Annotated in this window: 29 protein-coding genes; 12 read left to right on the forward strand and 17 right to left on the reverse strand. The window is 54.1% G+C overall.

Going from position 1 to position 25,346, the window contains the following annotated elements:
* Positions 1 to 47 precede the first annotated feature (47 nt).
* Together ACPXV9_RS11155 and ACPXV9_RS11160 are read left to right on the forward strand one after the other, a co-directional pair.
* On the forward strand, positions 48 to 506 hold the full coding sequence (locus ACPXV9_RS11155; protein ID WP_423896972.1) for a beta-lactamase hydrolase domain-containing protein: 459 nt from the start codon (positions 48 to 50) through the stop codon (positions 504 to 506).
* A 106-nt stretch (positions 507 to 612) separates the two neighbouring features.
* A complete protein-coding gene (locus tag ACPXV9_RS11160; protein WP_423896974.1) occupies positions 613 to 2,394 on the forward strand; it encodes an AMP-binding protein in 1,782 nt (593 codons plus the stop codon).
* Here ACPXV9_RS11160 and ACPXV9_RS11165 read toward each other — a convergent pair.
* From ACPXV9_RS11165 to ACPXV9_RS11185, 5 genes are read right to left on the reverse strand one after another with little or no spacing between them, the layout of a single operon-like run.
* Complete coding sequence (locus ACPXV9_RS11165) at positions 2,372 to 2,959, reverse strand: Crp/Fnr family transcriptional regulator (protein ID WP_423896977.1); 588 nt, start codon at positions 2,957 to 2,959, stop codon at positions 2,372 to 2,374. The genes ACPXV9_RS11160 and ACPXV9_RS11165 overlap by 23 nt on opposite strands.
* A 3-nt stretch (positions 2,960 to 2,962) precedes the next feature.
* The gene (locus tag ACPXV9_RS11170) at positions 2,963 to 3,277 is read right to left on the reverse strand and encodes a BolA family protein (RefSeq protein ID WP_423896980.1); all 315 of its coding nucleotides are present in this window, start codon (positions 3,275 to 3,277) and stop codon (positions 2,963 to 2,965) included.
* A 31-nt stretch (positions 3,278 to 3,308) separates the two neighbouring features.
* Positions 3,309 to 3,839, reverse strand: coding sequence for a hypothetical protein (locus ACPXV9_RS11175; protein ID WP_423896983.1), 531 nt, complete (start codon positions 3,837 to 3,839; stop codon positions 3,309 to 3,311).
* Between the two features lie 15 nt (positions 3,840 to 3,854).
* The gene (locus ACPXV9_RS11180) at positions 3,855 to 4,571 is read right to left on the reverse strand and encodes an OmpA family protein (protein WP_423896986.1); all 717 of its coding nucleotides are present in this window, start codon (positions 4,569 to 4,571) and stop codon (positions 3,855 to 3,857) included.
* 7 nt (positions 4,572 to 4,578) lie between these two features.
* On the reverse strand, positions 4,579 to 5,829 hold the full coding sequence (locus ACPXV9_RS11185) for a hypothetical protein (protein ID WP_423896987.1): 1,251 nt from the start codon (positions 5,827 to 5,829) through the stop codon (positions 4,579 to 4,581).
* 145 nt (positions 5,830 to 5,974) lie between these two features.
* On the opposite strand from ACPXV9_RS11185, the gene ACPXV9_RS11190 reads away from it, so the two are divergent.
* Positions 5,975 to 7,909, forward strand: a complete 1,935-nt coding sequence (locus ACPXV9_RS11190) for a VacB/RNase II family 3'-5' exoribonuclease (RefSeq protein ID WP_423896990.1) — start codon at positions 5,975 to 5,977, stop codon at positions 7,907 to 7,909.
* A gap of 93 nt (positions 7,910 to 8,002) precedes the next feature.
* A complete protein-coding gene (locus tag ACPXV9_RS11195; protein ID WP_423896992.1) occupies positions 8,003 to 8,932 on the forward strand; it encodes a rhodanese-related sulfurtransferase in 930 nt (309 codons plus the stop codon).
* 95 nt (positions 8,933 to 9,027) lie between these two features.
* Here ACPXV9_RS11195 and rdgC read toward each other — a convergent pair whose 3' ends face one another.
* The 3 genes from rdgC to ACPXV9_RS11210 form a co-directional block, all read right to left on the reverse strand.
* On the reverse strand, positions 9,028 to 9,942 hold the full coding sequence (rdgC, locus tag ACPXV9_RS11200) for a recombination-associated protein RdgC (RefSeq protein ID WP_423896994.1): 915 nt from the start codon (positions 9,940 to 9,942) through the stop codon (positions 9,028 to 9,030).
* 76 nt (positions 9,943 to 10,018) lie between these two features.
* Positions 10,019 to 10,390, reverse strand: a complete 372-nt coding sequence (locus ACPXV9_RS11205; protein ID WP_423896997.1) for a SirB2 family protein — start codon at positions 10,388 to 10,390, stop codon at positions 10,019 to 10,021.
* Between the two features lie 102 nt (positions 10,391 to 10,492).
* On the reverse strand, positions 10,493 to 11,080 hold the full coding sequence (locus ACPXV9_RS11210) for a DUF4202 domain-containing protein (protein WP_423896999.1): 588 nt from the start codon (positions 11,078 to 11,080) through the stop codon (positions 10,493 to 10,495).
* 152 nt (positions 11,081 to 11,232) lie between these two features.
* On the opposite strand from ACPXV9_RS11210, the gene ACPXV9_RS11215 reads away from it, so the two are divergent.
* A complete protein-coding gene (locus ACPXV9_RS11215) occupies positions 11,233 to 11,910 on the forward strand; it encodes an OmpW/AlkL family protein (protein WP_423897001.1) in 678 nt (225 codons plus the stop codon).
* A 93-nt stretch (positions 11,911 to 12,003) separates the two neighbouring features.
* Here ACPXV9_RS11215 and fnr read toward each other — a convergent pair whose 3' ends face one another.
* From fnr to yegQ, 4 genes are all read right to left on the reverse strand, one after another.
* The gene (fnr, locus tag ACPXV9_RS11220) at positions 12,004 to 12,771 is read right to left on the reverse strand and encodes a fumarate/nitrate reduction transcriptional regulator Fnr (protein WP_423897003.1); all 768 of its coding nucleotides are present in this window, start codon (positions 12,769 to 12,771) and stop codon (positions 12,004 to 12,006) included.
* A gap of 189 nt (positions 12,772 to 12,960) precedes the next feature.
* Positions 12,961 to 13,659, reverse strand: coding sequence for a Sir2 family NAD+-dependent deacetylase (gene cobB, locus ACPXV9_RS11225; protein ID WP_423897005.1), 699 nt, complete (start codon positions 13,657 to 13,659; stop codon positions 12,961 to 12,963).
* The gene (locus ACPXV9_RS11230) at positions 13,656 to 14,462 is read right to left on the reverse strand and encodes a substrate-binding periplasmic protein (protein ID WP_423897007.1); all 807 of its coding nucleotides are present in this window, start codon (positions 14,460 to 14,462) and stop codon (positions 13,656 to 13,658) included. The genes cobB and ACPXV9_RS11230 overlap by 4 nt, the downstream gene beginning before the upstream one ends.
* 39 nt (positions 14,463 to 14,501) lie before the next feature.
* Complete coding sequence (gene yegQ / locus ACPXV9_RS11235; protein ID WP_423897009.1) at positions 14,502 to 15,851, reverse strand: tRNA 5-hydroxyuridine modification protein YegQ; 1,350 nt, start codon at positions 15,849 to 15,851, stop codon at positions 14,502 to 14,504.
* 282 nt (positions 15,852 to 16,133) lie between these two features.
* Here yegQ and ACPXV9_RS11240 point away from each other — a divergent pair, with 282 nt between their 5' ends.
* Positions 16,134 to 17,237 (forward strand): GGDEF domain-containing protein, encoded by a 1,104-nt coding sequence (locus tag ACPXV9_RS11240; protein WP_423897012.1) that lies wholly within the window; start codon positions 16,134 to 16,136, stop codon positions 17,235 to 17,237.
* A 46-nt stretch (positions 17,238 to 17,283) separates the two neighbouring features.
* Entirely contained in the window at positions 17,284 to 18,102 is an 819-nt protein-coding gene (locus tag ACPXV9_RS11245; protein WP_423897015.1) for a substrate-binding periplasmic protein, read from the forward strand.
* Here ACPXV9_RS11245 and ACPXV9_RS11250 read toward each other — a convergent pair.
* The 5 genes from ACPXV9_RS11250 to trmL all read right to left on the reverse strand — a co-directional run bounded on the left by ACPXV9_RS11250 (position 18,070) and on the right by trmL (position 22,423).
* Positions 18,070 to 18,888 (reverse strand): glutaminyl-peptide cyclotransferase, encoded by an 819-nt coding sequence (locus ACPXV9_RS11250; RefSeq protein ID WP_423897017.1) that lies wholly within the window; start codon positions 18,886 to 18,888, stop codon positions 18,070 to 18,072. The genes ACPXV9_RS11245 and ACPXV9_RS11250 overlap by 33 nt on opposite strands.
* Before the next feature lie 19 nt (positions 18,889 to 18,907).
* Positions 18,908 to 19,237, reverse strand: a complete 330-nt coding sequence (locus ACPXV9_RS11255; protein WP_423897019.1) for a late competence development ComFB family protein — start codon at positions 19,235 to 19,237, stop codon at positions 18,908 to 18,910.
* 73 nt (positions 19,238 to 19,310) lie between these two features.
* Positions 19,311 to 21,389 (reverse strand): bifunctional tRNA (5-methylaminomethyl-2-thiouridine)(34)-methyltransferase MnmD/FAD-dependent 5-carboxymethylaminomethyl-2-thiouridine(34) oxidoreductase MnmC, encoded by a 2,079-nt coding sequence (gene mnmC / locus ACPXV9_RS11260; RefSeq protein WP_423897022.1) that lies wholly within the window; start codon positions 21,387 to 21,389, stop codon positions 19,311 to 19,313.
* 2 nt (positions 21,390 to 21,391) lie between these two features.
* Positions 21,392 to 21,928, reverse strand: coding sequence for a flavodoxin FldB (fldB, locus tag ACPXV9_RS11265; RefSeq protein WP_423897023.1), 537 nt, complete (start codon positions 21,926 to 21,928; stop codon positions 21,392 to 21,394).
* A 30-nt stretch (positions 21,929 to 21,958) separates the two neighbouring features.
* Complete coding sequence (gene trmL / locus ACPXV9_RS11270) at positions 21,959 to 22,423, reverse strand: tRNA (uridine(34)/cytosine(34)/5-carboxymethylaminomethyluridine(34)-2'-O)-methyltransferase TrmL (RefSeq protein ID WP_423897112.1); 465 nt, start codon at positions 22,421 to 22,423, stop codon at positions 21,959 to 21,961.
* A gap of 227 nt (positions 22,424 to 22,650) precedes the next feature.
* Here trmL and ACPXV9_RS11275 point away from each other — a divergent pair, with 227 nt between their 5' ends.
* The 5 genes from ACPXV9_RS11275 to ACPXV9_RS11295 are packed head-to-tail and all read left to right on the forward strand — an operon-like array spanning position 22,651 to position 25,335.
* Positions 22,651 to 23,580, forward strand: a complete 930-nt coding sequence (locus tag ACPXV9_RS11275) for an MSHA biogenesis protein MshI (protein WP_423897024.1) — start codon at positions 22,651 to 22,653, stop codon at positions 23,578 to 23,580.
* Positions 23,577 to 23,789: a hypothetical protein gene (locus ACPXV9_RS11280; protein ID WP_423897026.1), complete on the forward strand. Its 213-nt coding sequence runs from the start codon at positions 23,577 to 23,579 to the stop codon at positions 23,787 to 23,789. Before ACPXV9_RS11275 ends, ACPXV9_RS11280 begins: the two co-directional genes overlap by 4 nt.
* Before the next feature lie 16 nt (positions 23,790 to 23,805).
* Positions 23,806 to 24,261: a PilN domain-containing protein gene (locus tag ACPXV9_RS11285; RefSeq protein ID WP_423897029.1), complete on the forward strand. Its 456-nt coding sequence runs from the start codon at positions 23,806 to 23,808 to the stop codon at positions 24,259 to 24,261.
* The gene (gene gspM, locus ACPXV9_RS11290) at positions 24,258 to 24,965 is read left to right on the forward strand and encodes a type II secretion system protein GspM (RefSeq protein ID WP_423897031.1); all 708 of its coding nucleotides are present in this window, start codon (positions 24,258 to 24,260) and stop codon (positions 24,963 to 24,965) included. Before ACPXV9_RS11285 ends, gspM begins: the two co-directional genes overlap by 4 nt.
* Positions 24,966 to 24,975: 10 nt before the next feature.
* Positions 24,976 to 25,335: a hypothetical protein gene (locus ACPXV9_RS11295; protein ID WP_423897034.1), complete on the forward strand. Its 360-nt coding sequence runs from the start codon at positions 24,976 to 24,978 to the stop codon at positions 25,333 to 25,335.
* Positions 25,336 to 25,346 lie beyond the last annotated feature (11 nt).

A 25,346-nucleotide genomic window follows, 5' to 3' on the forward strand; every position in this document is an offset into this window, starting at 1 on the left:
TTCTGTTACTGTTAGCTATCTTTTAAGCGAGTCTACAGGAAAAGAATATGTCTGACCTTCTCTCAAAAATGCCTGGCCTGTCCATGCCGTTTGCCAGCCAGCCCTATGACAATATTATCTGTGGTGGTCAGCCGGGCATTGAAGATTATCGCCTGATGAAAACGGCTGGCATCGACAATGTGATCAATATGCGTATGCCCGGTGAGCACAGCGATTTTAATGATCAGGAGCAGGCCAGTGCCGCGGGCCTGACGTATGTCGCCATGCCCATAGCCGGCGAGCCGGCCATTACTCTCGATGCCGCCAGACAGCTGGATGAGGTTCTGGCAGGATTGGATGGCAATACTCTGGTCCACTGTGCCAGCAGCAATCGGGTTGGGGCACTGTTTGCGATCCGTGCGGCCGTATTGCAGGGCAAGCCACTGGAAGATGCCGTCGCTGAAGGTCAGGCGGCCGGTTTGAAAGCGTTGCTGGATCGCACCCTGATGGTGATTGAATCCGCCTGATGCGGTTATAGTTTAGCCATTGCGATCTTAGCAAATGTTAATGCAGTCTCTTTGTTGTGGCGTCACCATGGTCTGATTCAGGTGTACAACACAATAAAGAGGCATTATGAAATCCCCCGCGTCCCCCCGGAATATTTACGATCTTTTGCAGCAGGCAACGGATCGCCACCCGCAAGCCACTGCCATTACCTATATTGAGCAGCTTGATCCGAGTCTGGTCGATCGTCGCTACAACTACAGTGAGCTGTTGACCAACATCAATCGCACCGTGCGGCTGCTGCAACAGGTGCTGTCATCCAGTCGTGGTGTGGTGTCGATACTGTTACCCAGCACCCCTGAAACCCAATTTATTCTCTGGGGCGCAGAAACAGCCGGTATCGCCAATCCCATCAATCCCTTGCTGAGTGAAGAGGCGCTGGCAAGTCTGATGAACAAGGCGGAGACCGAGGTGATTCTGGCGCTGGGGCCAAACCCCTCCAGTGACATCTGGCAAAAGGTAGAGGCGGTAGCGCCCAAGGTGCCATCGTTGAAGCAAGTCTATTCCGTGGGGTTTTCTGCCGGTGATGCAACACCCCATTTCGAGGAAGAGCTGGGTAACTACAGTGGTGCTCCAATCCCATCGGAGTCCCTGCCTGACGGTGATGACATCTGTGCCTATTTCCATACCGGTGGCACCACCGGAACCCCGAAGTTGGCTATGCACAGCCATGGCAATCAGGTGGCCGCCGTTGAAGCGGTTAATCAATCCATGCCGGCTCAGCAGGGTGATGTGCGCCTCAATGGCTTGCCCATGTTTCATGTAGCGGGATCGATGGTGGTGGGGCTGGCGGCGCTGGCCTCAGGCGCCAACATTCTGTTGCCGACCATGGCTGGATTGCGCAATCCGGAAGTGGTGAAGCGATGCTGGGATCTGGTTGAGCACTATCGCATCAAGGTGATGGGGGGTATTCCTACCTCAATGGGGGCTTTTGCCCAGATACCACTGGCGGGTCAGGATATCGACTCATTGGATTATCTGGTTACCGGTGGCGCCATGGTAACGCCGGCGGTGGTAAAAGCGGTTGAATCCCTGACGGGGAAATCCCTCTATCAGGTGTATGGTATGACAGAGACCGCCGGTGTGATTTCCATCTCCGATATGGAGAATACGCCGACGCCGGGTTCCTGTGGTTTGCCCGGTCAGGGCATTGAAGTTCGCATTGATGGTGCCAATGGTGAACCCAATAAGACCGGTGAGATCTGTGTGCGCGGCGATAATGTGTTTCAGGGCTACCTCGGACACTCTGAGGAGGCATTGGACGAGGGCTGGCTGCGCACCGGGGATCTGGGGTGCCTCAACGATCGAGGCGAGCTGTTTATTACCGGGCGGGCCAAGGATTTGATTATCCGCAGTGGTCACAATATTGACCCTGCCGTGATTGAAAATTGTCTGGAAAACCACCCCGCCGTGGCTTTGGCCGCAGCCGTAGGCAAGCCGGATCATTACGCCGGTGAATTACCCGTGGTTTTCGTTGAATTGAAAACGGGTCATAAGGCTTCAGAAGATGAATTGCGCGAGTTTGCCATGGCCAATATTGATGAACGTCCGGCGTGCCCGAAACAGGTGTTTGTTATTGATGAGATGCCGAAAACGGCGGTGGGTAAAATCCACAAACCGGCCCTGCGCTTATCAGCAACCAAAACGGCGGTGATGGATAGTATCCGTGCTGAACTGCCGACTGAAGAGGCGAATGAGGGTGTTGCAGTGGAAGGCGTTATTACCCTGCAGGGGGATATGCGTCTGGCCGTTCATGTTGCTGCACAGGATAAGATCTCCGGGATTCAGAAGGTTTGTCAGAACATCGCAGAGAAGTTGAACCTCGCCATCACGGTTTCAGGTTCTTCTTAATCCGGGAGAGGGACACGGCGTCCATGCCCAGATAGCTGGCCAGGTGATATTGCGGAACCCGACTGGCCAGATGGGGTTCGTGGTCGAGCAGCCATTGATAGCGTTGCTCGGCCCCCAGAGTCAGCAGCATGGCCTCGCGCCGTTCGTTGCGCAGAAAGTGTTGGCGGGTGATCAGGTTGAGCATGTCCTGAAATGCCGGGTATTGTTCCAACGCAGCGATCTTGGCTGTCGGGGTCAATATGGCTTCGGATGGTTCCAGCGCTTCAATGGTGAAGGGGCAGGGCTCGCCGGTGATTTGTGAGTTGAGGGAACCCACTGGCAGGTTCTCGGTATAAAAGCTTTTATTGCGCTCTTTACCTTCCGCGCCGATATAGTAGTAGCGAAACAGCCCCCGGGTAATAAAACCAAAATATTTTGGGTGTTGATTGGCCTGCACCAGAGACTGCTCTTTGTCGAAGTAGTGGACAGTGGAGCAGGCCGCCAGAGCGTCAGTGAAATCCGGATCGGTGACACCCAAGGCGGCCAGCGAGGGGGCCAGTTTTTCCTGAATATCGGCTGCAGTCACTGTCTAGCCCGCTTTTGAGCCGCCCATGCAGTTGGGAGAATCCGGAGCCTGTTGCTGTTCTTGCCACTCTGCCGGGGTGTAGGTGTGCAGTGCCAGAGCGTGAACTTCGCCGGCCAATTCTTCATTCAACAGCTGGTAAATCTTTTGATGACGCGCGACCTTGCGCACTCCGTCAAACGCATCGCTGGCAATCACCACTTTAAAGTGGGTTTCGGAATTTTCCGGTACGCTGTGCATGTGGCTCTCATTGACTACCTGCAAATGGCTGGGGTTTAAGGCGTCCTTGAGTTTGGTTTCTATGGTGCTTTGAATTTGCATGGGTAGTCTTTCCGGGTTTGATTCTGTTGCTCTAGAAAATAGGGGTTTCCTGTTTGATTTCAACCGGGTAGACCGGGTATTTGTCAAAAAAGCTGTCCAGACTGAACTCGTCGGCGATTCGTTGGCTGTATTCGCGGTGGCGCTGTCGGGCGGCATCGAAATTCTGGTAACGCAGTTTCTGCAGGCAGTCACTGCAGACTTTGTAGTTGCCGATCTCCGACTGGGGCAGGGCGGTTTTGGCCTGTAGCTGCTGCAGCAGATTGTGGGTTCGCAGCGATTGCACCTGATCGCATTCGGCCAGATGGTAGTGCCAATCGCCCGGTTGTTGCGGGGCGGGGTGATAAATCAGCACCCGGCTGTCTTTGAATACCAGCGTAAAGTCCGAAGCTGCCTGCAGCACTTTGGGGTTAACCGGCAAGCCCTGATTGGCCAGCTCTATACGCTCCAGCCCCGTGAGGTTTTTCTTGGGGTCGAAAAATACAAAATCGCCAAGGTCTTCTGCCCCCATGGCCTCGCGCAACCGGTTGAAGGGTTCGAATTGCAGAAAATCGGGGAGTTTCATGGAGGCGCCCGGTCCTTATTGTTTTTCCAGGATCGAGGCGATCCGGGATTCGGCGTCGGTGCGCAGTCTGAACTCCACCCGGCGCGAGCGAATTTCGTCTTCTTCACCCTGCTCGCCATAGATCAGTTTGGAGGAGGACAGGCCGTTGGCGGTCAGGTGCGCCCGGATCCAGTCTTTCCGGGATGCCAGATCGGGGTGCTTCAGCAGGAAGTCCAGTGTGGTGCGGGTACGGGCCTGGGACAGGGCCATGTTTTTGATATAGGCCACATCACTGCTGCTGTCTCCCCAGTCGCTGGAGGTGTGACCCTCAATGCGCACTTCCAGGATATCGCTGCGATACTTGTCCGACATGATGATGGCCACATAGCGGGGGAAAAAGTCGGCCAGAATGTCACTGAACGCAGGTTTGATGTTGGATTTGCCGTGAGCAAACAATACCTCGGTGTTGTAAAAGCGAAAGCTCAGGTCGGGTTTGATTTCTGCTCCCCAGCGAGGCAAGTCGTCTTTGAATTCGCTGACCAGATCTTCGTAGAGCTGGGTTCGCAAACGGTCGTAAAGCACGGCCACGTCTTTGATCTTGCGGGATTCGATTTCCAGCTGCACCAGATAGATCACCGCAATCAGCAGGAATACCATCATCAGACCGCCCATCAGATCGCTGACGGCAACCCAGTGTTCCTCGTGCTCGATATCGTCGCTGGGGGAATAATTAAGATCCTGATTTTTGGCCATGGCCGGTTTAATCCTGTTCCACGGTTTCGGCCAGTGCCACCAGTTCACGCAGACGCTCGGTCAGTGGCGCGTAGTCGCTGACAAACTTTTCCGACAGGGAGGTCAGCTGGTAACCGAAGGTTTGCAGGGCTTTGGTCAACTCCTGCTCCATGGCGTCGTCGAGGCGCATCACCTGTTGCTCGGTGCGATCGAGCATCTGCTCGACCCGCTGTTTCAACTCCTTGTGCTGGAAATTCATGGCTTCGGCCATATTGCGATTGACGTTTTCAGAGGTGGTGCGCAGCGATTCGGCGCAGGTCTGCATGGTGGTGCTGATCTGGTTCTGACTCTCCTGAACGCCGTTGGCCAGTTCGCTGGTGAGGCTGTGAACCCGTTTTTCCAGTGAGGGCAGGCCTTCAGAGGCGGTGGTGGCAGCGCGCGCCAGTTGCTCAATGTACTGCTCCATACCCGAGGCCTGCTGCTGCAGTACGTCCATCATTTTGCCCAGAGATTGGGAAACGGTATTGAACACTTCCGAGTGCTCCACCATTTGCTGGTAGGCGGTACTGGCTTTGTCCAGCAGATCACCATTGTGGCGCTGGGCGGCCAGTAACTCTTCCAATTCTTTTTTGTAATTTTCCTGCCATTGCAGCATCTGGCCAACCGCGTGGTTGAGCTCTTTGAAATTCTGACCGTACTGGGTATTGATCTGGGTGTTGAAGTCGCGCATCACCTGCTCAATGGCCGAGATAAAGGCGCGGGTATTGGCCTCAACCATATCGGTCTGGTAGTCCCTGAGGCTTTGTTGCATATCATCGAACTTATGGAGTTGCTGGCTGTGCATGGTTTCCATGGATGAGCGCAGCCCCTTGGCCTCCGGGTTGGACATGGAGTCGCGGATATCGCCCAGCAGGTTGGCCAGATCGGTGACTGTGGCCGAGCGGTATTGCTCTTCGACTTGGCGCTGGCGCAGCACGGCGGTGAGGTGACGGAACTTGACGATCAATGAGCCGAGCAAGCCGGCAATGGAGGTCCAGAAGGCGGTTTTAAGCCCTTCGATCAGTTCCGGTACGCTGGCTTGGATGTCCTGAGTATCAAAGGCCAGCAGACCCAGCGCCACACCGAGAAATGTACCGAAGATACCGGTGCTGGTGAGGATGGTGGGGGAGTGGCTGGCGCTCTGGCTGTTGTAGCCGGGGCCGGCGAACCAAAGGGTCATTAAGCTGATCAGGCCGATTAAGCCCAGGCTCAGAGGTGGCAGGTTGGCTAGAAAGTCCATTGGGTTCCCGGAGGTTGCGATGTGGTGGTGTTTTTATGGTTTATATGACACTGCTTACATGTCTCTTATGACTACAGTTTGCTATGATGCGCACCCGGTTTCTACCCCCTTTTTACAGTTCTAATCCTTACGGAATGCGATAGTCATGCTTGATGCCAACAGTTTGTCTCAACTCACCCAGTTAAAAAGTGCCATTCGCGCTGATAAAGACCTTGCCGAAGGCGTGGTGCGGGGCTCTCAGGGACGGTTTGGCTTTGTCTCGCTTGATGATGGCCGCGAGGCATTCCTGCCCCCCGATGAGATGGCCAAGGTGTTGCCCGGCGATCGGGTTGAGGTGAGTCTGTCTGGTAATGACGATCCCAACAGCAACAAGCTCGATGCCGAGCTTGAAAAACTGATCAAGTCCGAAAAGAAAGCTCTGGTAGGGCGCTACGTGGTTCGTGGCAAGGGCCACTTTTTCGCCGTGGATATGCCGCAACTCAATCGCTGGATTTTTATTCCGCCCAAGTCCCGTGGCAAAGCCAAAGAGGGCGATTACCTGTTGGGGCGTATACTCAAACACCCTTTTGAAGACGGTAAAGGTCTGGCGCGTATTGATGAGGTGCTGGGTAATGACGATGTGGTCGGTATTGAGCATCTGGTCGCCCGTCGCAAGCATGCTCTGCCGGATGCCTGGAGTGATGCACAGCAGGCTGAGGCCAAAGCCATTCTGGAAACCTCACTGGAGACCGCCTTTGCTGAACGCACGGATTTGTCGTCTACCGCGTTTGTTACCATCGATTCTGAAAGCACCCGGGATATGGACGACGCGCTGTTTGTGGAAAAGACCGACAGCGGCTGGAACCTGGCCGTTGCCATTGCGGATCCGGGTGCCCTGATTGCGGCGGGCTCCGAGCTGGATAAGGCCGCTTTTGAGCGCGCCAATACCGCCTACCTGCCCGGTAAGGCGGTGACCATGTTGCCCGAAGAGCTGGCCAATACCACCTTCTCTCTGGTCGCCGGTGAAAAGCGCCCGGCCCTGATCTGTCGTCTGCAGATCAATAACGACGGTACCGTGGCCGAGACCCGCTTCGAAGAAGCGGTGATTACCTCTAATTACAAGCTGAGTTATGAAGCGGTAGCGGCCTACCTCAATGGCGACGACACGGCTATCCCGACTGAAGTTCAGGCCATGGCCAAACAGTTGCAAGCCTGCAGTGAAGCGCTCAACAATCAGCGCAAACAACACCAGTTACTGATGGAAGATCAGGCGGATTATGAGCTGAAGCTCAATGATAAGCGCCACATTGAGTCCATCGAGTGCTATCACCGCAATGTGGCCCAGCAGATAGTGGAAGAATCGATGCTGGCGGCCAATAACGCGGCCGGCCGTCTGTTTGCAGACAACCCGGGCACCGGCATCTATTCCTCCCATCAGGGCTTTCGTCCTGAACGTCTGGAAGGCATCAACAATGTGATCGCCGCAGAGCTGCCGGAGCTGGCTGATGTGGATGTCACTACGGCCGAGGGTTACAAGCAGGTGATTCGTGCACTGCAGAACAATCCCGACAAGCAGCATGTGCTGGCGGCCTTTCGCATGATGTTGCAGGCAGGCGTACTGACTCGCGAAGCCCAACCACACTTCGGTTTGGGTATTGATTACTACGCGACCATTACATCCCCCATCCGCCGCTATAACGATCTGCACAATCATCGGGCCATCAAGGCCCTTCTCAAGTCCGAGGGCTGTGAAGCGCCGAGTAATGAAGCACTGCAGGATATGCAGCAACGCATTGGCCGAACCCGTCAGGCCAGTCGCGATCTGGAAGAGTGGCTCTACTGCCTGTTTATGGATCAGCACAAAGATCAGGAGTTGGCTGCGACCATTGCCCGTGTCACTTCTCAGGGGTTTACCGCAAAGGTGGATGCGTGGGGCATCAGTGGTTTTATCAAACTCAATCCCAAAGAGTATCAGTTTGATCCGGAGCGGATGACGTTAACCAGTGAGTCTGAAGTTCTGAGCATTGGCCTGGCGGTCACCGTCAAGGTGGGTCGTATCGATCTGGATAAAAAACGTATTAATTTCGATCGGGTTTGCTGAACGCAATCCAAAATACACGAATGTCATCCCGAGCGGTTGGCGAGGGATCCCTCGTTGCACTTGGGATGACACGGTTTAACTAAGGTTTTTTCTATGAGCTCTGTTGTAGCCGCCCTCTATAAATTTGTTGAACTGCCCGATTACAAGGCACTGCGTGAGCCTCTGTTACAGCACTGTCTGGACAATAACATCAAAGGTACCTTGCTGCTGGCCCGTGAAGGCATTAACGGAACTGTCTCCGGGCCTCGGGAAGGCATCGATAGCCTCAAGGCCTATTTATTGGCCGATGAGCGCTTTCACAACCTCAGCTACAAGGAATCCTTTGATCAGGAACGCCCTTTCTACCGCATGAAGGTCAAGCTCAAGAAAGAAATTGTCACCATGGGCGTGGAGGGTATTGATCCCCGTCAGGTGGTGGGCACCTATGTTGACCCCAAAGACTGGAATGCCCTGATCTCCGACCCTGAGGTGGTGGTTGTGGATACCCGCAACGACTATGAGTACGAACTGGGTACGTTTAAAAACGCTCTGGATCCCGATACCCGCAGTTTTCGTGAGTTCCCGGATTACGTAAAAGACAACCTCGATCCGGCCAAACATAAAAAAGTCGCGATGTTCTGTACCGGTGGTATTCGCTGTGAGAAGTCCACGGCTTATATGAAAGAGCAGGGGTTTGAAGAGGTATATCACCTGCATGGCGGTATTCTCAAATACCTGGAAGAGGTGCCCAAGGAGGAATCCCTGTGGCAGGGTGAATGCTACGTGTTTGATAACCGTGTCAGTGTGGATCACGATCTCAATCCCGGCAGCTACGACCTGTGTCACGGCTGTCGCTATCCGATTACCGAAGCCGATAAAGCCTCTGATAAATACATTGAAGGGGTAGCCTGCCCCCGTTGTTTTGATTCACAAACCCCGGAGCAGCGGGCGCGATTTGAGGAGCGGCAAAAACAGATGCGACTGGCCAGGGCGCGCAATCAAGCACACATTGGTTCGGAGCCACCGGCGCGACAGAAGAAATAATTTGAGGCAGTAAAGCCGTTATCCCGGCATTACTGTATGTCATCCCGAACATCTGTGAGGGATCTCTCCGCTTCGCGTCGAGATGACAAGATTTCCTACTGCGCTTCCCGCGCCAGCCCGCCAAAGAAATTAACCACAACCTCAATAAACTCCCGCAAATTCAAGCTCATTACCACAAAGTCGGCATCAAATTGAGCCGCTTTGTCGCCGTCGCTGGCGTCGTTGGCTTCTTCCAGTAGCTTGTCGGCGAACTTCAGACGCTTGATACTGAGGTCTTCACTGAGGATGCATTGCAGGGTCTCCTGCCAATCTATTGCCAGCTTCACAACCTGCTTGCCGCCATTGAGGTGTTGTTCAATTTCACTGGCGTAAAGATCCTGGCGTTTACAGCGCAGAATACTGCCGTCTTCGCCGGCTTCACGCAGCTCGCACTCGTCACCGGGCTCAACTCCCGAGGGCAGTTGTTCACCACGCAGCCAGCCGCTCATAATCACCGCGGGTGATTCCGCAACCTGGGCGGGTACTACCGGCAGGGTGCCGAGGGACTGCCGCAACAGTTTCATCAGCTCTTCGGCTTTGGCGGCGGAAGAGGCATCCACCACCAGCCAGCCGGTTTGGGTGTCGATATAGGCGTAGGTACGCTGGGATTTGGTAAAGGCCTGAGGCAGGCATTCAAACACAATGTCGTCTTTGAGGCTTTGCTGCTCCTTGCGATAGACCCGGCGATCCTCGGTGGCTTGAATGTGGGCGACCTTTTCTTCCAGCTTTTCGCGGATTACCGCCGCGGGCAGTACTTTTTCTTCGCGTCGGGCGCAGAACATCAGACAACCATTGGCTGAGTGAAACAGCTGATCGCTCAGATCGCCCATGGGGGGTACCCAACCATAGCGGTGAGTATCCTGTTTGCCGCAGGGTTTAAAGGCTTGCTCCTGCAATTGCTGGTTGAGGGTATTCTGATCGATGTCCACTTTGCCGGGAAAGCGGTACAGGAGAAGATTTTTAAACCACATAGTTGCTGTATTTGTCTCTTAATGTGCTGCCAGTACTGGCGCTGAATTTTCAGGGCCGGGCATTATGCAGCAGCGATTAGCCAAACAAAAGTGGTTTAACACGGGCCAGCCAGACCATGCCGCTGACCGCCATAAGCGCCAGTACGCAGCAGCTGATTCTGGCTTTCAGGGTGCTGGCGTAGCGCAGGCCAAAGGCCCCTAAAAATATATAGGCTATTAATAAGATCAGCTTGGCCATTAGCCAGGGGTGGTAGATGGGGTTATAGGCAAATTGCCAGGCCAGAGTGATGCCTGTGAACAATAACAGGGTATCGATGATATGGGGCAGGATTTTGACGTGGCTTAGACCCAGTACGGCAGGTTTCATGACCATGGCGACGAACCGGGCAGTGAACCCGGTGATCGACAGCAGTGCCAGCGATATGTGGAGTAGTTTCAGGCTTGTCATTGCGAGGATCCTTCAGGCAGCGCGGCAATCTTTTGAATGACGTGCCTGTCCCCAGAGATTGCTTCACCGCTGTTCGGCTCGCAATGACGAGTGGTTACCAGGTCAAGCATTCAGCGCCTTGCCCACCAGCTCGCCCATGGCCTCAGGCAGATCCAGCGCCAGTGCGGCGGAGTGGCCCTGATCGGACATTTTATTCCAGGTCTTCTGAATGATACTGATCAGCTTTTCTTCGCTGTGTTTCGCGGCGAAGGGCTCTAGATAGTATTCAAGAAAGACCAGACAAATAACGTCTTCCAGTGCCTGGGCTTCCGGGTCGCGCTTGAGCTGTTTCTTTTGCAGCAGACTGTGGACGCGATCCTGACTGGTCTGGTCAAAACCCTGCTGTTGCATCAGTTCTACGGTGAGGTCGGCGTGAAAGCGGCCCAGTTCGGTACGCCACTTTTTATAGCCGGCGCGATCCATGGGGTAGTCGCTGCGGGGGCTGGCCCAGCGCTTGATGTGTTGTGCACGGCAGGCGATTTGCAGTTCGGGGGAGGCTTCCGGGCAGAACTGTTGTTGCTGCCGGGTCATGCGCTGACCATAGATCAGTTCTTTGGGTTGTTCACTGCCATCCACCTGTTCGATGTTGGGGTCTTGCTGGTTGATGGCATCAATGGCGTGAAATACAGCGTCGAGAGGTGTTTGGTTCATGAAAATCCCATTGGTTCAGAAAATTTGGTCTATTTTATTTCAGGAATTGGAAAAAATTAATTCAGATCAAAAAAAATTGTCAGATGCTGGGGTTTAATGGCCCCACTTAATGATTTCCACCAAATTAATACATTGAAAGAGAGATTGATGCTATGAAAAAAGTATTGAAGCCTTTGACTCTGGCCGCGGCCGTTTCTGCTGCTCTGGTTTCCGGTCACGTTGCTGCCTATGAAGCAGGTGATTGGATTGTGCGTGCGGGTGCTACTCAAGTAGCTCCTGATGAAGATAGTTCAGAAGTACTTCTCAATGGCGGCGGTATTGGTACCGAAGCTGAAGTTGATAACAATACTCAGTTGGGTCTGACCGTTGAGTATATGTACACTGCCAATTGGGGTATTGAAGTGCTGGCCGCTACTCCATTTAGCCACACTGTTTCAGGTAAGGGTGGTGTTTTAAATGGCTTGGATGTTGCCGATATTGAACACTTGCCTCCTACTGTAAGTGCCGTATACCACTTTGATACTCAAGGCAATCTGGATCCTTATGTAGGTGTTGGTATCAACTACACTGCTTTCTTTAGTGAAGATCTTGCTTCTGATACTGCAGGCGCTGTTACAACTGGTGATGTTGACTTAGATGATTCTTGGGGCTTGGCACTGCAAGTTGGTGTTGATTACCAAATCAATGAAAAGTGGTTGGTTAATGCCTCCGTTCGTTGGATCGATATTGATACTGAAGCTGAAATCAAATTCGATAATGGCGCTGTAGCTGAAGTTGATGTGGATATCGACCCAATGGTTTACTCCGTAATGGTTGGCTACAAGTTCTAAGATAAAGATCTTGTCTGTTGGGCTGCAAAGCCCAACACCAAAAAAAGGGACGCTGCTTTAGCAGGGTCCCTTTTTTAATGCTGGAGCAAAAGATCACTCAACGTTGGCAATGGCCTTGAGTCCTTCCATATCCAGAATGGTAATTTCCTTCTTGTCGACCTGCAGCAGGTCACTTTTCTGGAAGCGTCCCAACACCCGGCTGACGGTTTCGATGGTCAGGCCCAGATAGTTGCCCATATCCGAGCGCGACATGGGCAGGCGGAAGTGGGTGGCCGACAACTGGCGATGGTGATTGCGGGTAGAGATGCTCAACAGCAGGGCGGCAATACGCTCTTCGGCGCTGTTTTTGCTGAGCTGGATAATCAGTTCCTGATCGGCGGTGATCTCTTTGCTCATCAACTGGAAGAAGTGGCGCTGCAGGCTGGGGATTTTGAGACTCAACTCTTCCAGACGGGTAAAGGGAATTTCACATACGGCGGAAGTTTCCAGCGCGCTGGCAGAATTGGAGTGGCTGTCATCAGCCAGACCATCCATACCCAGAATTTCACCGGGCAGATAGAAGCCGGTGACCTGTTCCTGGCCGTCGTTGGTGATGCTGACGGTTTTGACACAGCCGGAGCGCACCGCATAGACTGCCTGAAAATTTTCACCGGCACGGTACAGATACTCGCCCTTTTGCAGGGGCTTGCCGCGCTGAATGATTTCATCCAGCTTTTCAATGTCATCCATGTGGACGCTGATGGGCAGACAAATACCGCTCAGGCGGCAGTCACCACAGGATACTTGCGGGTTGTGATGGCAATTAGTGCTCTTGCCCGCGGAAGCGGATAGAGGTTTATTGCTGGCAATGAGTTCACGCATGGATGAATCCCGTAGAGTCCTTGAGTCTGGTCAAAAAAACCTCGGTATTTTGCATTAGATATCGCACCAAGGTAAAGCATTATTCCCGGTTATTTTTTATAGTAATTAGCTTATTTCTTTAGGAAATAAGTCGATTTTTCTTTTTAGGTTATTGTTTTTAAAGTGTTTTTTAAAGGCTTTGTGGTGCGGTTACAGGCTGGCAAGGTATTCTGGCACCACTTCCGTGGCCGGGCCGTAGATGGCCTGATCGAACTGGGAGCCATTGCTGGATGGCTCAAGGTTCAGCTCCACGGTGTGGGCTCCGGACATCTTGGCGAGTTGATGAAAGCCGGCCGCGGGGTAGACGTTGCCCGAGGTGCCAATGGAGATAAACAGGTCGCACTGGCTTAATTCTCTCTCGATGATATCCATATACAGAGGTATTTCCCCGAACCAGACAATGTGCGGGCGCAAATTACCCGGTTGTTGGCAGCAGGGGCAGGGTGTATCCACCGCAGTTTCACCATGGCAGGAGAATATCCGGTTTGAATCCATGCAGCGGACCTGCATCAGCTCGCCGTGCATATGTAACAGGTTCTGGCTGCCCGCCTGTTCGTGCAGGTTGTCGACATTCTGGGTGATCAGGGTAAAGCGACCGGCAAAGCCTTTTTCAAAGTCGGCCAGCGCCCGATGGCCGGCATTGGGCTCGATGCCGTTGAGTAGTTGCTGGCGTCGCTGGTTGTAAAACCGGTGCACCAGTTCAGGGTCGCGCTCAAACGCCTCCGGGGTGGCCACATCCTCGACCCGATGATCCTCCCAGAGGCCGTCAGCGGCGCGGAAGGTACGAATGCCGGATTCAGCGGAGATTCCGGCCCCGGTGAGCACAACAATGTGCGAATATCTACTCATGGGGTTTCATTCCGGCCGACTTGTCTCAAGCTGTCTGGCATGGGCATTTTCTGTCCGGGGAAATAACTTGCCCAGATTCTGTCCAGAGTGCCGTCTTGTGCCATGCGGATCAGATTTATGTTTATCTCGTCTGCGCGATTGGCCAGTGGTGAGTTTTTGCTGATGGCGATCAGGGCAGTATCCCACTGGTCCAGCACCAAGGGCGCGAGTTCAATATCCGGGTAGTCCCGATTAAGGTTGGCCAGTAGACCACCATAGGAGGGAAAGGCATCAATTCGGCCAGCGGCCAGCATCTTGGGCAATTGCCCTTCAACCAGTATCTGGTGCCGCTTGAGGCGGCTGTCACGGTCAAATCGTGGTGAGTAGACGTAACCGTTAACGGAACCAATCTGAAAGTCGTACAGGTCTTCGTATGTCTGCAGTTTGTGGGAGTCCGCTTTGCGAGTTACAAAATAAATGGGAACGGGGTTGCTCCAAGTTTGAACCGGCACAATAAATTCGCTTCTTTCCGGGGTGACCGCAATAAACACCATCAGATCCAGTTCTCCGCTGAAGAGCATGCGGGTGCAGCGTTTGAATGGGCACACCTGATGATCTGTTTGCAGGCCCATTCTTGAGGCCAGTTCGTCGACGATGTCACGGTTCATGCCGGATATCAGGCCCCGGTGATCCATTTCGGTGAAATGCATCTTGTGTTGATTGCCGTGTTTGATGATCACGTCATCCGCTGCCAGCGCCAGTGATACTGGCGCCGTGATGCAGATCATCAACAGGGTATTGATCAGGTATTGAATCCGGGGCACTTAAATTTCCGTCAGGCAGGATGTAACAGAGCCTTGTTATTACAAATGTCTCATCAGCATGGCATAGCCGCCGTCATCAGACAACGGGATGTCCGTTGGCACCGGAATGCGAACCTTATGGCCCGAGCCCGGGGCAACATCAATGGCTTCGCCCTTGCTGTTTTCCAGTGTGTCCAGAGAGAACTGCAGATTGCCTGCCGGTGTAATCAGTTCCAGTCGATCGTTGCGCTCGAAGCGATTTTTGACATCGAGGGTTAACCAGCCGCTGCTGGCATCGTAGTTAATGGCTTCCCCGACAAACTGTTGGTTCATGGTGGAGTTGCCGTTTTCGTAGTTCTGGTATTCGTTGGGAACGTGGCGGCGGTAAAAGCCTTCGGTGTAACCGCGGTTGGCCAGATGCTCCAGTTCGCCCATCAGATTCATATCGAAGCTCTTGCCGGCAAGGGCGTCGTCGATGGCGCGCCGGTAGGTCTGGGCGGTGCGGCCCACATAATAATGGGACTTGGTACGCCCCTCGATTTTGAGTGAGTGAATGCCCATTTTCACAAGACGCTCGACGTGCTGTACCGCGCGAAGGTCCTTGGAATTCATGATGTAGGTGCCGTGTTCATCCTCGTAAGCGGGCATGTACTCACCGGGGCGGCTGCGCTCCTGTAACAGTACGGCCAGTTCATCCTGTTGCTCGTTGGCATCGGCTGAGGTGTTTGGATCAAAGCTTTGTGCGCCGGGGGCGGAGTCAACGGCAATCAGATCGCCGGTTTCCGTCTCAGTGGCAGCGTGAGCATTGTACTGCCAGCGACAGGAATTGGTGCAGGCCCCCTGATTGGAGTCACGGTGGGTCATATAGCCCGACAGCAGGCAGCGGCCTGAGTAGGCAATGCAAAGTGCGCCATGGACAAACACTTCCAGTTCCATCTCCGGGCAACGCTGACGGATTTCTTCAATTTCATCGAGGGATAATTCGCGGGATAAAATAACCCGTTCAATGCCCTGACGGTGCCAGAACTGGACCGTGGCGTAGTTGACGGCATTGGCCTGTACCGATAAATGCACCGGCATGTCGGGCCACTTTTCCCGTACCATCATGATCAGGCCGGGGTCGGACATGATCAGTGCGTCCGGGTTCATTTCGATGACCGGTTCCAGATCGCGCAGGTAGGTGCGCACCTTGTCATTGTGGGGTGACAGGTTGCTGGCCAGATAAAACTTCTTGCCCTGACTGTGAGCCTCGTCGACCGCGGAGGCCAGATTTTCAATGCGGTTGAATTCGTTGTTGCGAACCCGAAGGCTGTAGCGCGGTTGTCCGGCATAGACAGCATCCGCGCCATAGGCAAAGGCGTAGCGCATACTTTTCAGGGTTCCGGCGGGGGAGAGAAGCTCTGTGCTCATGTTGTAAACTCTTGAAACAGTAATAATCTAAGGCGGTTCTGGTTTGTGTCGTTCAGTTGGAGATCCCTCGCATTCGCTCGGGATGACGTTCTGCGAAGCTATCAGGCTGACGCCCTGCGAATCTGTCAGTGTGGCAGGTTTTTGCTCCTGCAAAACCTGCATACACGCCATCCATGGCGATAACGACCGCAGGGCGGAAGAATCTCTTTGACAACAAAAAGCCAAATTTTACGCTAAATCGGCCGATAATTCAGAAATAGATAATCTCTTTGGAGTACCCGGGTGGGCCTTGAACAGGAAAATGCGCGATTGCAGCAGACATTGAAGCGTCTGTTGGAGCGATTGGAAGACAATCAGCGCATCAGTGACCATTTTCATACCTTCGAATTGCATCTGCTGGGCTGCAAGAGTCTGGCGGAGCTGCTGGAGTGTATGCTCAATGAGGCGCTGGATCATTTCAGCCTGTCGGATGTGAGTCTGATTCTGGTGGACTCCGATTACAGTCTCAAAGGGGTGCTCGAATACCTGCAATTGGGTATTTATGGCAATCGGTTGCAGTTGCGCCACAGTGACGATTTCGCCATGACCCTGTATGGCAACAAATACGACGTATTGCTCGATGTGTTGGACCCGCTTGCCGCCGGCCGCCTGTTTCCCAACAGTGCAGAAGTTAAGTCGGCTGCGCTGTTGCCACTGGAACGACATGGGGTGCTGATTGGCAGTTTGCATTTGGGCAGTAATTCGGCCGAACGATTTACTCGCGACAAGGGGGTGGATTTTCTGTCGTTTCTTGCTTCAATTTGTGGTGTCTGTATTGAAAATGCTCTGGCCCGTGAGCATCTGCGCTATCAGTCCCAGATCGATATGCTGACCCAGGTGCGCAATCGCATGAGTTTTGATGCCGAGTTCGCCAAAGAACTGGAGCGCACTCAGCGCGGCGATGATCATTTGACCTGTCTGTTTGTGGATCTGGATCACTTTAAGAGCATTAACGACCAATACGGTCACACGGCAGGAGATAACTGCCTGCGCGCCGCTGCCGATGCCATTGCCGGGCAGCTGAGAAAAACCGACCTGGTGGCCCGCTATGGGGGTGAAGAATTTGTGGTGCTGTTGCCTCGTTGCGATGAAGAGTCGGGCATGGTTACTGCCGAGAGGATTCGCGCCGCAATTGAGCAGTTGCGGGTGGATCACATTGCCGGTGATGGCTGCATTCGGCCGACTGCGTCGCTGGGGCTTTCGACCTGGCATCCGGTGGGTGAAAAGCGCACGGATTTACAGAAATTGGGTGTGCGTCTGCTCAATACCGCCGATGAAGCCATGTACGAGGCCAAGCGCGATGGCCGCAATCGGGTCGTGTTCAAGCCCTTCTACTATCTGGTGTGATACAGTTAGGGTGTTTTCTTACTTTTGAGTCAGGGGCGGCTGTTTTATGCTCAGGTCCAAGTTTGTTGCGTTGATGTTGTTGGTGTTGTCTGCATCCGTTTGCGGATCTGAGGTTTTGCCAGGCAAACTGGTGCTTGCCTCAACCGATTGGTGCCCTTACGCCTGCGCCCGAGCCGGAAAGCATTCTGATGCCAATACCCAGCAGGGTATTGTAGTGGAATATCTGGCAGAGATTCTGGGTGACCGGGGGGTTGAGCTTGAAGTTCAGTTTTACCCCTGGAGCCGGGCCGTCGCCAATGCCCGACAGGGCAACAATATTCACGGCCTTCTGACCGCTGTGCCGGCCGAGGCGCCGGGTCTGTTGTTTACCTCGGTACCCACCATGTCTTACGGTACCTGTGTATTTACCCGGGAAAATTCAGGCTGGCAGTATCAGGGGCTGACTTCTCTTGAGGAATTGCGCATCGGCTATATTCAGGATTACAGCTACGGTGCGCTGATGGATGCATACATCAACACCCATGCCGATAGCGACCAGTTGATGGTGATTACCAGTATGGGCGGTGTCAAACAGCTCTCCCGCATCCTTCAGGCCGGGCGTATTGGCGGTTTTGTCTCTGATCCTCTGGTGGCATTGAATGAGCTGTCGGCCTCTGACATCAGTTTGAAAGTCAGTGCCTGCTTTGAGCAGTATCCCTTCTTCTTGGCACTTAACCCGGATAATGAGTGGTCGGCGGCTTTGATCAAGTGGTTGAATCAGGCGTTTGCGGATGAAACGCAAAAATTGAGGCTGGCCAAGTTGATCGGTGGTTATATTGATACGTCCATCGAATTACCGTTGGATTTTCCCGCTGCCGGGCAATAACTCGAGCTGGTAGAGGTGTTGCCAGTATTTTCCGGTTACCCACAGAGTGTTGCTGCTGTTGTCCCAGGCAATGCCGTTCAGTACGGCTTCATTCTGGTATGAGCGGTTTTCATCGACCAGTTTGCGCAAATTAAGATGCGCTGTGACTTCGCCAGTGTCTGGGTCTATCTGGATAACTTGATGGTTGTGCCAGATATTGGCCCACAGGTGATTACTGGTGGCGGTCAGGTCGTTTAGCCGGGTTACCGGCTCTCCTTCCGCTCTGATCTGGATTGACCGCTTCGGAGAGAGGGTTTCCGGGTGGTAAAAAGTGATGGTGTCGCTACCGTTACTGATTGCCAGATCTTCTCGCCAGAGTGACAGTCCCCAGCCCTCACCATGGATGCGATAGGTTCGGTCCAGTTCCAGTGAATGTTTTCGCCAGCGATACACGCGCCCGGATTTCCAAGTCAACCCGTAAAGGTAGTCGCCCATCAGCGCGATGCCCTCGGCAAATTCATGGGCCGGGTAGCGGAACTGAGTCAGTGCCCGGACTTGCTGTTTGTCCCTGCGCTGTAACAGCGATCGGCCATACAGGCCGCTGGATTCCCACAGGGTGTTATCTTCAATAACCAATCCCTGAGTGAACAGCTGCGGATCGTGAGGCAGCTTTTGCAGGACTTTGTAGGGCAGTTGCGGGCCTAATGGTTGCGCCGCGGCAATCAGTGGCAGCTGGCACAGCGCGAGCAGGAAAAGCGTTGGGATCAATCGGTAGTGCATGGCAAGGGCGGTGTGATACACCGCCATAGATGGGTTGCGGCGTGAATCATTCCTGAGGTTGTTCGGCCATTGCTCGAGCGGCTTCCCGCTCTTCAACATAGGCAATGGCATCGCTGACGGCTTTACTGACTTTTTCTTCAATTTCGGCTAACTCTTGGGTCGACATAAAAAAGGTCATGTCGACATCGTGACGAATGTAGCGCGGCGGTAGACGATTGAGTGCAACACAGGCTGCGTCGGCGAGAAAGTCACCGTCGGTGCGGCTGCGCTCACTGGTTTTCTGGAGTTCGACCAATACCAGATTTTCGTAATAGTTGTGTACTGAGTCGACTCCACTGGCGATGTGTTCGACTCGTTGTCCTGCGCCGAGTAGCATGATGTTCTCCTTAGGCCTTGTTTCTTATGTTTCCAGTGTAGTCCTTTTGTTGCCGCTTGTTGATGCTATCGCGCTATCTCTTTTTACGAATCAGATCCCGGATCTGGAACCGGGCCGGGTTTAATGCCTTTTGCAGCTCGCGCCCCATGGGCATGGGGTCGCCATTGATCTGGGCGGCGAGCATCATGGAGCACAGTGGAATATAGGCCAGTCCCCGTGAGCCATAACCGGTGCTGATGAAAAGGTTGGGGTGGTAGGGGCCGGGGCGGGGTATCTCCGAGCGCGCGTTTTTGCGCAGCAGCTGGAAGTCCTGATCAAAGGCCTCGCTGTTGGGGGCCGGGCCGGTCAGTGGCAGGTAATCGGGACTGGTGCAGCGCAGTGCAGCTCGCCCATCGACATCGTCGGCAGTGAATGCTGAGTTTGTCAGACCGGGAAATTGCTCGCGCAGGCGCTGCAGATTCTGACGGTGATCGTCTGCGGTGGTGGCGGTTGACAGGCTGCCAAGATCAAAACTGGCCCCGAGGCAGTGGTGATCATGGTGTGCCGGGGCAATATAGCCCTCGCCGCACAGGACGGTTTTAAGTCGGCGGCTGCTCGGGTCGGCTGGGATTTGAGTGATCTGTCCGCGCACCGGTTTCAGTGGCAGTTCCCGGGTCTGGGAGAAGCTCTGGCTGGCGTTAGCGCAGCAAATAATGGCGGTAGTTGCGCTGGCAATGCATTGATTGTCGCCGTCGAGCAGCTGCCATTGATCATCACGGTGTTGCAGGTTTGAGACAGGCTGATCGAATTGGGCGTTGATGCGCGGGTGTTGCAGCAAATGCTCGCAGACCAGCGGAGGGATCAGCCAGCCGGAGCGCGGGAAAAACAGTCCGCCCTGCGCCAGATCAATGCCGGCAAGGGTGCTGGCTGTCTCTTTATCGATGCGCCTTGTCAGGTGTTCGCTTGATAATGCCTCGGCAATCAGTTGCTGCTGTTGTTCGGTTTTATCGCTCTGAGCCAGTTGGATAACGCCGCACTGTTCACCCAGTTGCGGCTGTTGTTGCCACAGTGGCGTGTAATGACGTTGGGCAAACTGCAGTGCCGCCAGATTGAAGTCGCTGAGGGTTTCTTGGCGGTGGGAGAGTTTGGCGTAGAGGATGCCCTGAGGGTTGCCCGAGGCTTCCTGCCCCGGTTTGCTGTGGCGCTCAATGACAGTGATCTGCCAGCCTTTGTCTGCCAGGTTGCGGGCAATTTGACAGCCGGCGAGGCCGGCGCCAATTACCAGCGCCTGCTTTTGCTTGGTGGGCTGGTCTTCGAGCGGGGCGCGCCTCTGGGAATAGTGCCAGGGTGCAGCATTAGGGCTGTTGAAATGGCTCTCCTTGAAGGTCTCTGGTTCGGGCAGGGTTGCTGGCGTGTCCAGGTGGCCGCGCAGCATGTCGCGCTTGTGGCCAAAGCCCTGAACCTTTTCGATGGCAAAGCCGCATTCCCTGAGGCCGCGCTTGACGATGCCCGCGGCGGTGAAGGTAGCAAAACTGGTGCCGGAGTGGCTCAGTTGCTGCATTCTCAAAAACAACTCCGGCTGCCACATATCGGGGTTTTTGGCGGGGGCAAAGCCGTCCAGAAACCAGGCATCAACCGGACACTGGGGCAGGCTGAAGGCGGGGTGGGTGCTTGCTAACAATTGTTCAAAGCCGTTGCTGGCGTCGTCAATAATCAGGGTCAGTTGTACGCGCCCGCCATCAAATAAAAGCGTATGAAAGCCGGGGCAGGGTTCGTCCGGATACTGCTCGCAGAGATTTTGGCTGAAGTAGGACAGCTCATCCCACAGTGAGAGGGCCCGGGATAATTCGGGTTTGGCAATGGGGTGCTTTTCTACGCTGATAAACTGCAGCTGCGCGTTTTCTGGCGCGGTTTGTTGCCACAGCTGCCATGCCGCCAGAAAGTTGAGGCCGGTACCAAAGCCGGTTTCAGCAATCACAAAGCGATCGCTGTCACCCAGTTGTTGCCAGCGTTGCGGCAGGTGGTTGTGTTGCAGAAAGACGTAGCGGGTTTCTTCCAGACCGTTGGCTTTGGAGAAGTAAACGTCGTCGAACTGGCTGGAAATGGGCTGGCCGTCGTCGCTCCATTGCAATTGGGCCAAGTGGCCCGGAGGGTGGTCGTGTTTGTCTGTCATGGTTACAGGCCAAATTCATGATGCAGCTGGGCCACCCACTGGCGAATCCGGTCATCGCTCTGCTCAAACTGGGTTTCATCGTCCAGTGCCAGCCCAACAAAATGGCTTTGATCGGTGGTCAGGGCTTTGGATGCTTCGAATTCGTAGCCCTGATTGGGCCAGTGTCCAACCATCTCGGCGCCGCATTTGCGGGCTTTGTGATACAGATAGCCCATGGCATCGACAAACCATTCCGGGTAGCCTTCTTGATCCCCCATGCCATAGACGGCCACTTTCTTGCCGGTCAGATCCAGCTCGTCGATGTCGTCCCAGATCTCTTCCCAGTCTTCCTGCAGTTCGCCGTAATCCCAGGTGGGAATGCCAAAGATAATAAAATCGTAGAAACCGGCTTCGACAATGGGGGTGTCGGTGATGTTGAAGGTGTCTACTGCCGGCGCCCCGGGGGTCTGGCTGAAGGCTTGCTGGATCTTTTCGCCGGCCATTTCGGTGTAACAGGTGGAGCTGCCGTAAAACAGGCCTATGGGTGCCTTGGCGGTCATAAATCGTACTTCCAGTGGGCAAAGGGGGGATTATACCGCGTTTGTGAATCCCTGTTGGCGCCAGGCTTCGTACACCATGACGGAGGCGGCATTGGACAAATTCATGCTGCGGCTGTTGGTCTGCATGGGGATTCTGACAATGTCGTTGGGCGCCATGCTGTTGAGTATGTCGTCAGGCAGGCCGCGGGTTTCCGGGCCAAATACCAGATAATCCCCCGCCTTGAACTCGATGTCCGTGTACCAGGATTTCCCCTTGGTGCTGATGGCGTAGAGGTTTTGCGGCTGGCAGTTCTGCAGGAAGTCTTGCCAGCTGTCGTGAACCTGCATGTCTTTCCATTCGCCGTAGTCGAGGCCCGCTCGGCGCAGGCGTTTGTCGTCCAGCTCAAAAGCAATGGGTTTGATCAGGTGCAGGGCGGCGCCGGTGTTGGCACACAGGCGAATAATGTTGCCGGTATTGGGCGGAATTTCCGGTTGATAGAGGACGATATTGAGTATGGCTTGGGGCATAGTGTCGGGTCTTTTTCTGACTGAAATCCGGCGTCTGTCCGGAAGTCTTAAAAAAATGAGTCAATTTAAGTGGATATATTAGAGTTCTTTATAAAAAGTGGCTAATATCTCTTTGAATAAGAAGGATTTTATCTGATTTCTTTGTGTGTCTGTGTCTCTCAGCTCGGATTTTGAGCGACATCATACTCGACCATAACGCCGGGGGCGAAAGTTTGGTGAGCCTGAAGAGCTTGTTGAATCGTTTTAAAAGCAGCCAGAATGCGGGCGCGCTGGGTCTCGGCATGTGCCCGGATGGTTTTTCCGTAGCCCGTTTTACCCCGGGTGCTGAGGGCCCCACCCTCAAGCAATGTGACTTCCTGCTGAATATGGATGGCGCGCCACCGGTTGCCGAACTGAAAAATCGCGTTCACGACTACAAGCTGCAAGGGGCCGACTGCCACGTCTGTCTGCCCGTCAGCGAGTACAACCTGTTGCTGGTAGAGGCGCCCAAGGTTCCCGAGGAAGAATTGCGCGAAGCGATTCGCTGGAAGGTCAAGGATCTGTTGCCCTACCCGCTGGAAGAGGCCGCAATCGACGTGTTTCCGCTGCCGCCTGAGAGTTCCCGGGGTCGCAATATGGTCTATGCCGTGGCGATGCCCGAGGCCGAGGTGTTAAGAATCAAGGCCATGCTCGACGAAGTCGGGTTGAAACTGGCGTCCCTTGGCATCATGGAGTTGGCCCTGCGCAATCTGACTGAGCAGATTGTCGAGGATGAGCGCGGTATCTGTCTGGTGTACCTCAAACAGAACCGCGGTTTGCTGGTGCTGCTCAAGGGCAGTTCGGTCTTTCTGTCGCGTCAGTTTGATGTCAATTACAACGCCGGTCTGTTCGATGAGCTGCCGGAAGATCAGCTGATCCTCGAGTTGCAGCGCAGTCTCGACTACTACGAGAGACAAATGGGGCAGGCGCCACCGGGCAAGATCCTGTTCTGCGGTGAAAATGTTTCTGGCGACAAGATTACAGAAACTCTGCAAGGGGCGTTTCGCTCTGAGGTTGCGGTACTGGATGTGTCACCTTTAACGGGGGCCGAAGTATTTGAATCATCACTGCTTAACCTGGCGCTGCCCGCCATAGGCGCGGCCATGACTCAGGGAGGCAATTCATGAGTCAGGTGCGCCAGGAAGTCGATCTGTATTTGCCCCATCTGCGGCCCAGTGTCGATTGGTTGTCGCCGGTCAACAGTTTATTGATTGTGGTTGCGGCTACGCTGTTGATGTCGCTGCTGGCCTTGTTGACCTGGCAGGGCAATCAAAAGTTGCAGGATGATATTGCCGCCTTAACCCAAAAAAAACCGGGATACCCAAACTCAGATTGAACGTATTTCTGCCCGCTTGCCCAAGAGTCAGGCGCAGCAGCTGGATTTGCAAATTGCCGAACTGCGTGAACAAATTGTTCAGCGCCAGCGTATTAAGAGTCTGGTTGAAGCCCAGAATCTGGGCAATGCCGATGGTTTTTCCGGGCAGATGGAAGGCTTGGCGCGGCAGATCCCCGGGGAAATGTATCTGCAGGGATTTCGCTTGGAATCCGGCGGTTCTCAGGTGTCACTGACGGGCATGGCCCTTAAGCCGGAGTCGGTGCCTCTGTATGTCGAACAACTGCAGGGCGAAGCCGCCTTTGCAAACAGTCAGTTCGGGGTCATGGCCATTGAGCGACAGACCAGTCAAGCGGCGGTGAGTTTCAGAATGGCGCCTGCCGCCAGTTTTGATCAGGCCGGTGCTCAGGTAGCCACACCAACTGCGCCGGTGCAGGGTGCTGCTCCGACAGTCGTTGAGGGAGAGCAGCCATGATGGATTCGCTCAATAATTCCGAACTGGCTCAAAAGTATCAGGTTCTCTCTACCCGGGAGAAGGTGTTGCTGATCGGTGCGGCGGTGGTGGTGCTGTTTCTGTTGTTCAATCTGATGCTGCTCACTCCTCTCGATGAAAAGCGGGTACGGCTGCAAAACGCTCTGGCCAAAGAGCAGGAGCAGCAGGTGGCTCTATCCCAGCAGCTGGTAACCCTGTCAGAAGCCTTGGCCAGTGATCCGGACAAAGCCAAAAAGCAGCAGTTACAGGCTTTGAGCAAGCAGTTACAAACTCTTGATAAGGCGCTGGCCGAAATGTCGGCGGGTCTGGTGCCGGCCGGTCAGTTGGCTGTGGTATTAAGGCAGGTGCTTGAGAATCTGGACGGGGTGGATCTGGTGTCCATGAACACTCTGGCGGTGGAAGAATTAAAATTTGCGGTGCCGCAACAGGCGGCGACAGAGCAGGTCGATATTGAAAGCCTGAGCGATGCAGTGGACGATGGCTCGGTGGGCATGTTCAAGCACGGCGTGGCAATTAAATTCAGTGGCAGCTATTTTGCGGTGATTGATTACCTCAAAGCACTGGAAGAGTTGCAATGGCGCTTCTATTGGGAGTTGGTTGACTATCAGGTTGCGGACTATCCGAAAGCCAGTGTCGAGTTGCAGGTGTATACCTTGTCTACCGAAATCGGCGCTTTGGGTAGTTGAGGTTTATGTTATGAAACAACAAAAGAATAAACCCAGCCAGATGATTCGATGTGTCAGTACCTCTGTTCTAGCGCTGTTACTGGCGACTTTGTCGAGCAATCTACTGGCAGAGTCTCTGCAAGATCCAACCCGGCCGTTGTTCCAATTGGCTGGTGCGCCAGACCAATCCGAGCAGGGATTAAAGCTGGAATCAATTTTGGTGGCTGGCAAACGCAAAGTGGCTGTGATCAATGGTCAGCCGGTTACCGAGGCGCAATCTGTGAACGGTGCGCGAATAGAAAAAATTTTCCCGGATAGAGTGATTGTGCTGCATCAGGGTAAAACCAAATCATTGAGTTTAATAACTTCCGTCAGATCGGTAAAACCATGAGCGGGGGTTCA

It is taken from the genome of Candidatus Pelagadaptatus aseana, from assembly GCF_040362265.1.
Classification (GTDB): domain Bacteria; phylum Pseudomonadota; class Gammaproteobacteria; order Pseudomonadales; family Cellvibrionaceae; genus Pelagadaptatus; species Pelagadaptatus aseana.

Bases quoted from the DNA above. Each gene is read 5' to 3' on its own strand.
- ACPXV9_RS11170 (WP_423896980.1), bottom strand. From the start codon at position 3,277: ATGCAAATTCAAAGCACCATAGAAACCAAACTCAAGGACGCCTTAAAC.
- mnmC (WP_423897022.1), bottom strand. From the start codon at position 21,389: ATGACAGACAAACACGACCACCCTCCGGGCCACTTGGCCCAATTGCAA.
- ACPXV9_RS11205 (WP_423896997.1), bottom strand. From the start codon at position 10,390: ATGACAAGCCTGAAACTACTCCACATATCGCTGGCACTGCTGTCGATC.
- fldB (WP_423897023.1), bottom strand. From the start codon at position 21,928: ATGACCGCCAAGGCACCCATAGGCCTGTTTTACGGCAGCTCCACCTGT.
- ACPXV9_RS11280 (WP_423897026.1), top strand. From the start codon at position 23,577: ATGAGTCAGGTGCGCCAGGAAGTCGATCTGTATTTGCCCCATCTGCGG.
- ACPXV9_RS11250 (WP_423897017.1), bottom strand. From the start codon at position 18,888: ATGGCGGTGTATCACACCGCCCTTGCCATGCACTACCGATTGATCCCA.
- rdgC (WP_423896994.1), bottom strand. From the start codon at position 9,942: ATGTGGTTTAAAAATCTTCTCCTGTACCGCTTTCCCGGCAAAGTGGAC.
- ACPXV9_RS11255 (WP_423897019.1), bottom strand. From the start codon at position 19,237: ATGCTACTCGGCGCAGGACAACGAGTCGAACACATCGCCAGTGGAGTC.
- ACPXV9_RS11155 (WP_423896972.1), top strand. From the start codon at position 48: ATGTCTGACCTTCTCTCAAAAATGCCTGGCCTGTCCATGCCGTTTGCC.
- ACPXV9_RS11295 (WP_423897034.1), top strand. From the start codon at position 24,976: ATGAAACAACAAAAGAATAAACCCAGCCAGATGATTCGATGTGTCAGT.
- ACPXV9_RS11180 (WP_423896986.1), bottom strand. From the start codon at position 4,571: ATGGCCAAAAATCAGGATCTTAATTATTCCCCCAGCGACGATATCGAG.
- ACPXV9_RS11195 (WP_423896992.1), top strand. From the start codon at position 8,003: ATGAGCTCTGTTGTAGCCGCCCTCTATAAATTTGTTGAACTGCCCGAT.
- ACPXV9_RS11190 (WP_423896990.1), top strand. From the start codon at position 5,975: ATGCTTGATGCCAACAGTTTGTCTCAACTCACCCAGTTAAAAAGTGCC.
- ACPXV9_RS11160 (WP_423896974.1), top strand. From the start codon at position 613: ATGAAATCCCCCGCGTCCCCCCGGAATATTTACGATCTTTTGCAGCAG.
- ACPXV9_RS11215 (WP_423897001.1), top strand. From the start codon at position 11,233: ATGAAAAAAGTATTGAAGCCTTTGACTCTGGCCGCGGCCGTTTCTGCT.
- gspM (WP_423897031.1), top strand. From the start codon at position 24,258: ATGATGGATTCGCTCAATAATTCCGAACTGGCTCAAAAGTATCAGGTT.
- fnr (WP_423897003.1), bottom strand. From the start codon at position 12,771: ATGCGTGAACTCATTGCCAGCAATAAACCTCTATCCGCTTCCGCGGGC.
- cobB (WP_423897005.1), bottom strand. From the start codon at position 13,659: ATGAGTAGATATTCGCACATTGTTGTGCTCACCGGGGCCGGAATCTCC.
- ACPXV9_RS11185 (WP_423896987.1), bottom strand. From the start codon at position 5,829: ATGGACTTTCTAGCCAACCTGCCACCTCTGAGCCTGGGCTTAATCGGC.
- ACPXV9_RS11210 (WP_423896999.1), bottom strand. From the start codon at position 11,080: ATGAACCAAACACCTCTCGACGCTGTATTTCACGCCATTGATGCCATC.
- yegQ (WP_423897009.1), bottom strand. From the start codon at position 15,851: ATGAGCACAGAGCTTCTCTCCCCCGCCGGAACCCTGAAAAGTATGCGC.
- ACPXV9_RS11175 (WP_423896983.1), bottom strand. From the start codon at position 3,839: ATGAAACTCCCCGATTTTCTGCAATTCGAACCCTTCAACCGGTTGCGC.
- ACPXV9_RS11245 (WP_423897015.1), top strand. From the start codon at position 17,284: ATGCTCAGGTCCAAGTTTGTTGCGTTGATGTTGTTGGTGTTGTCTGCA.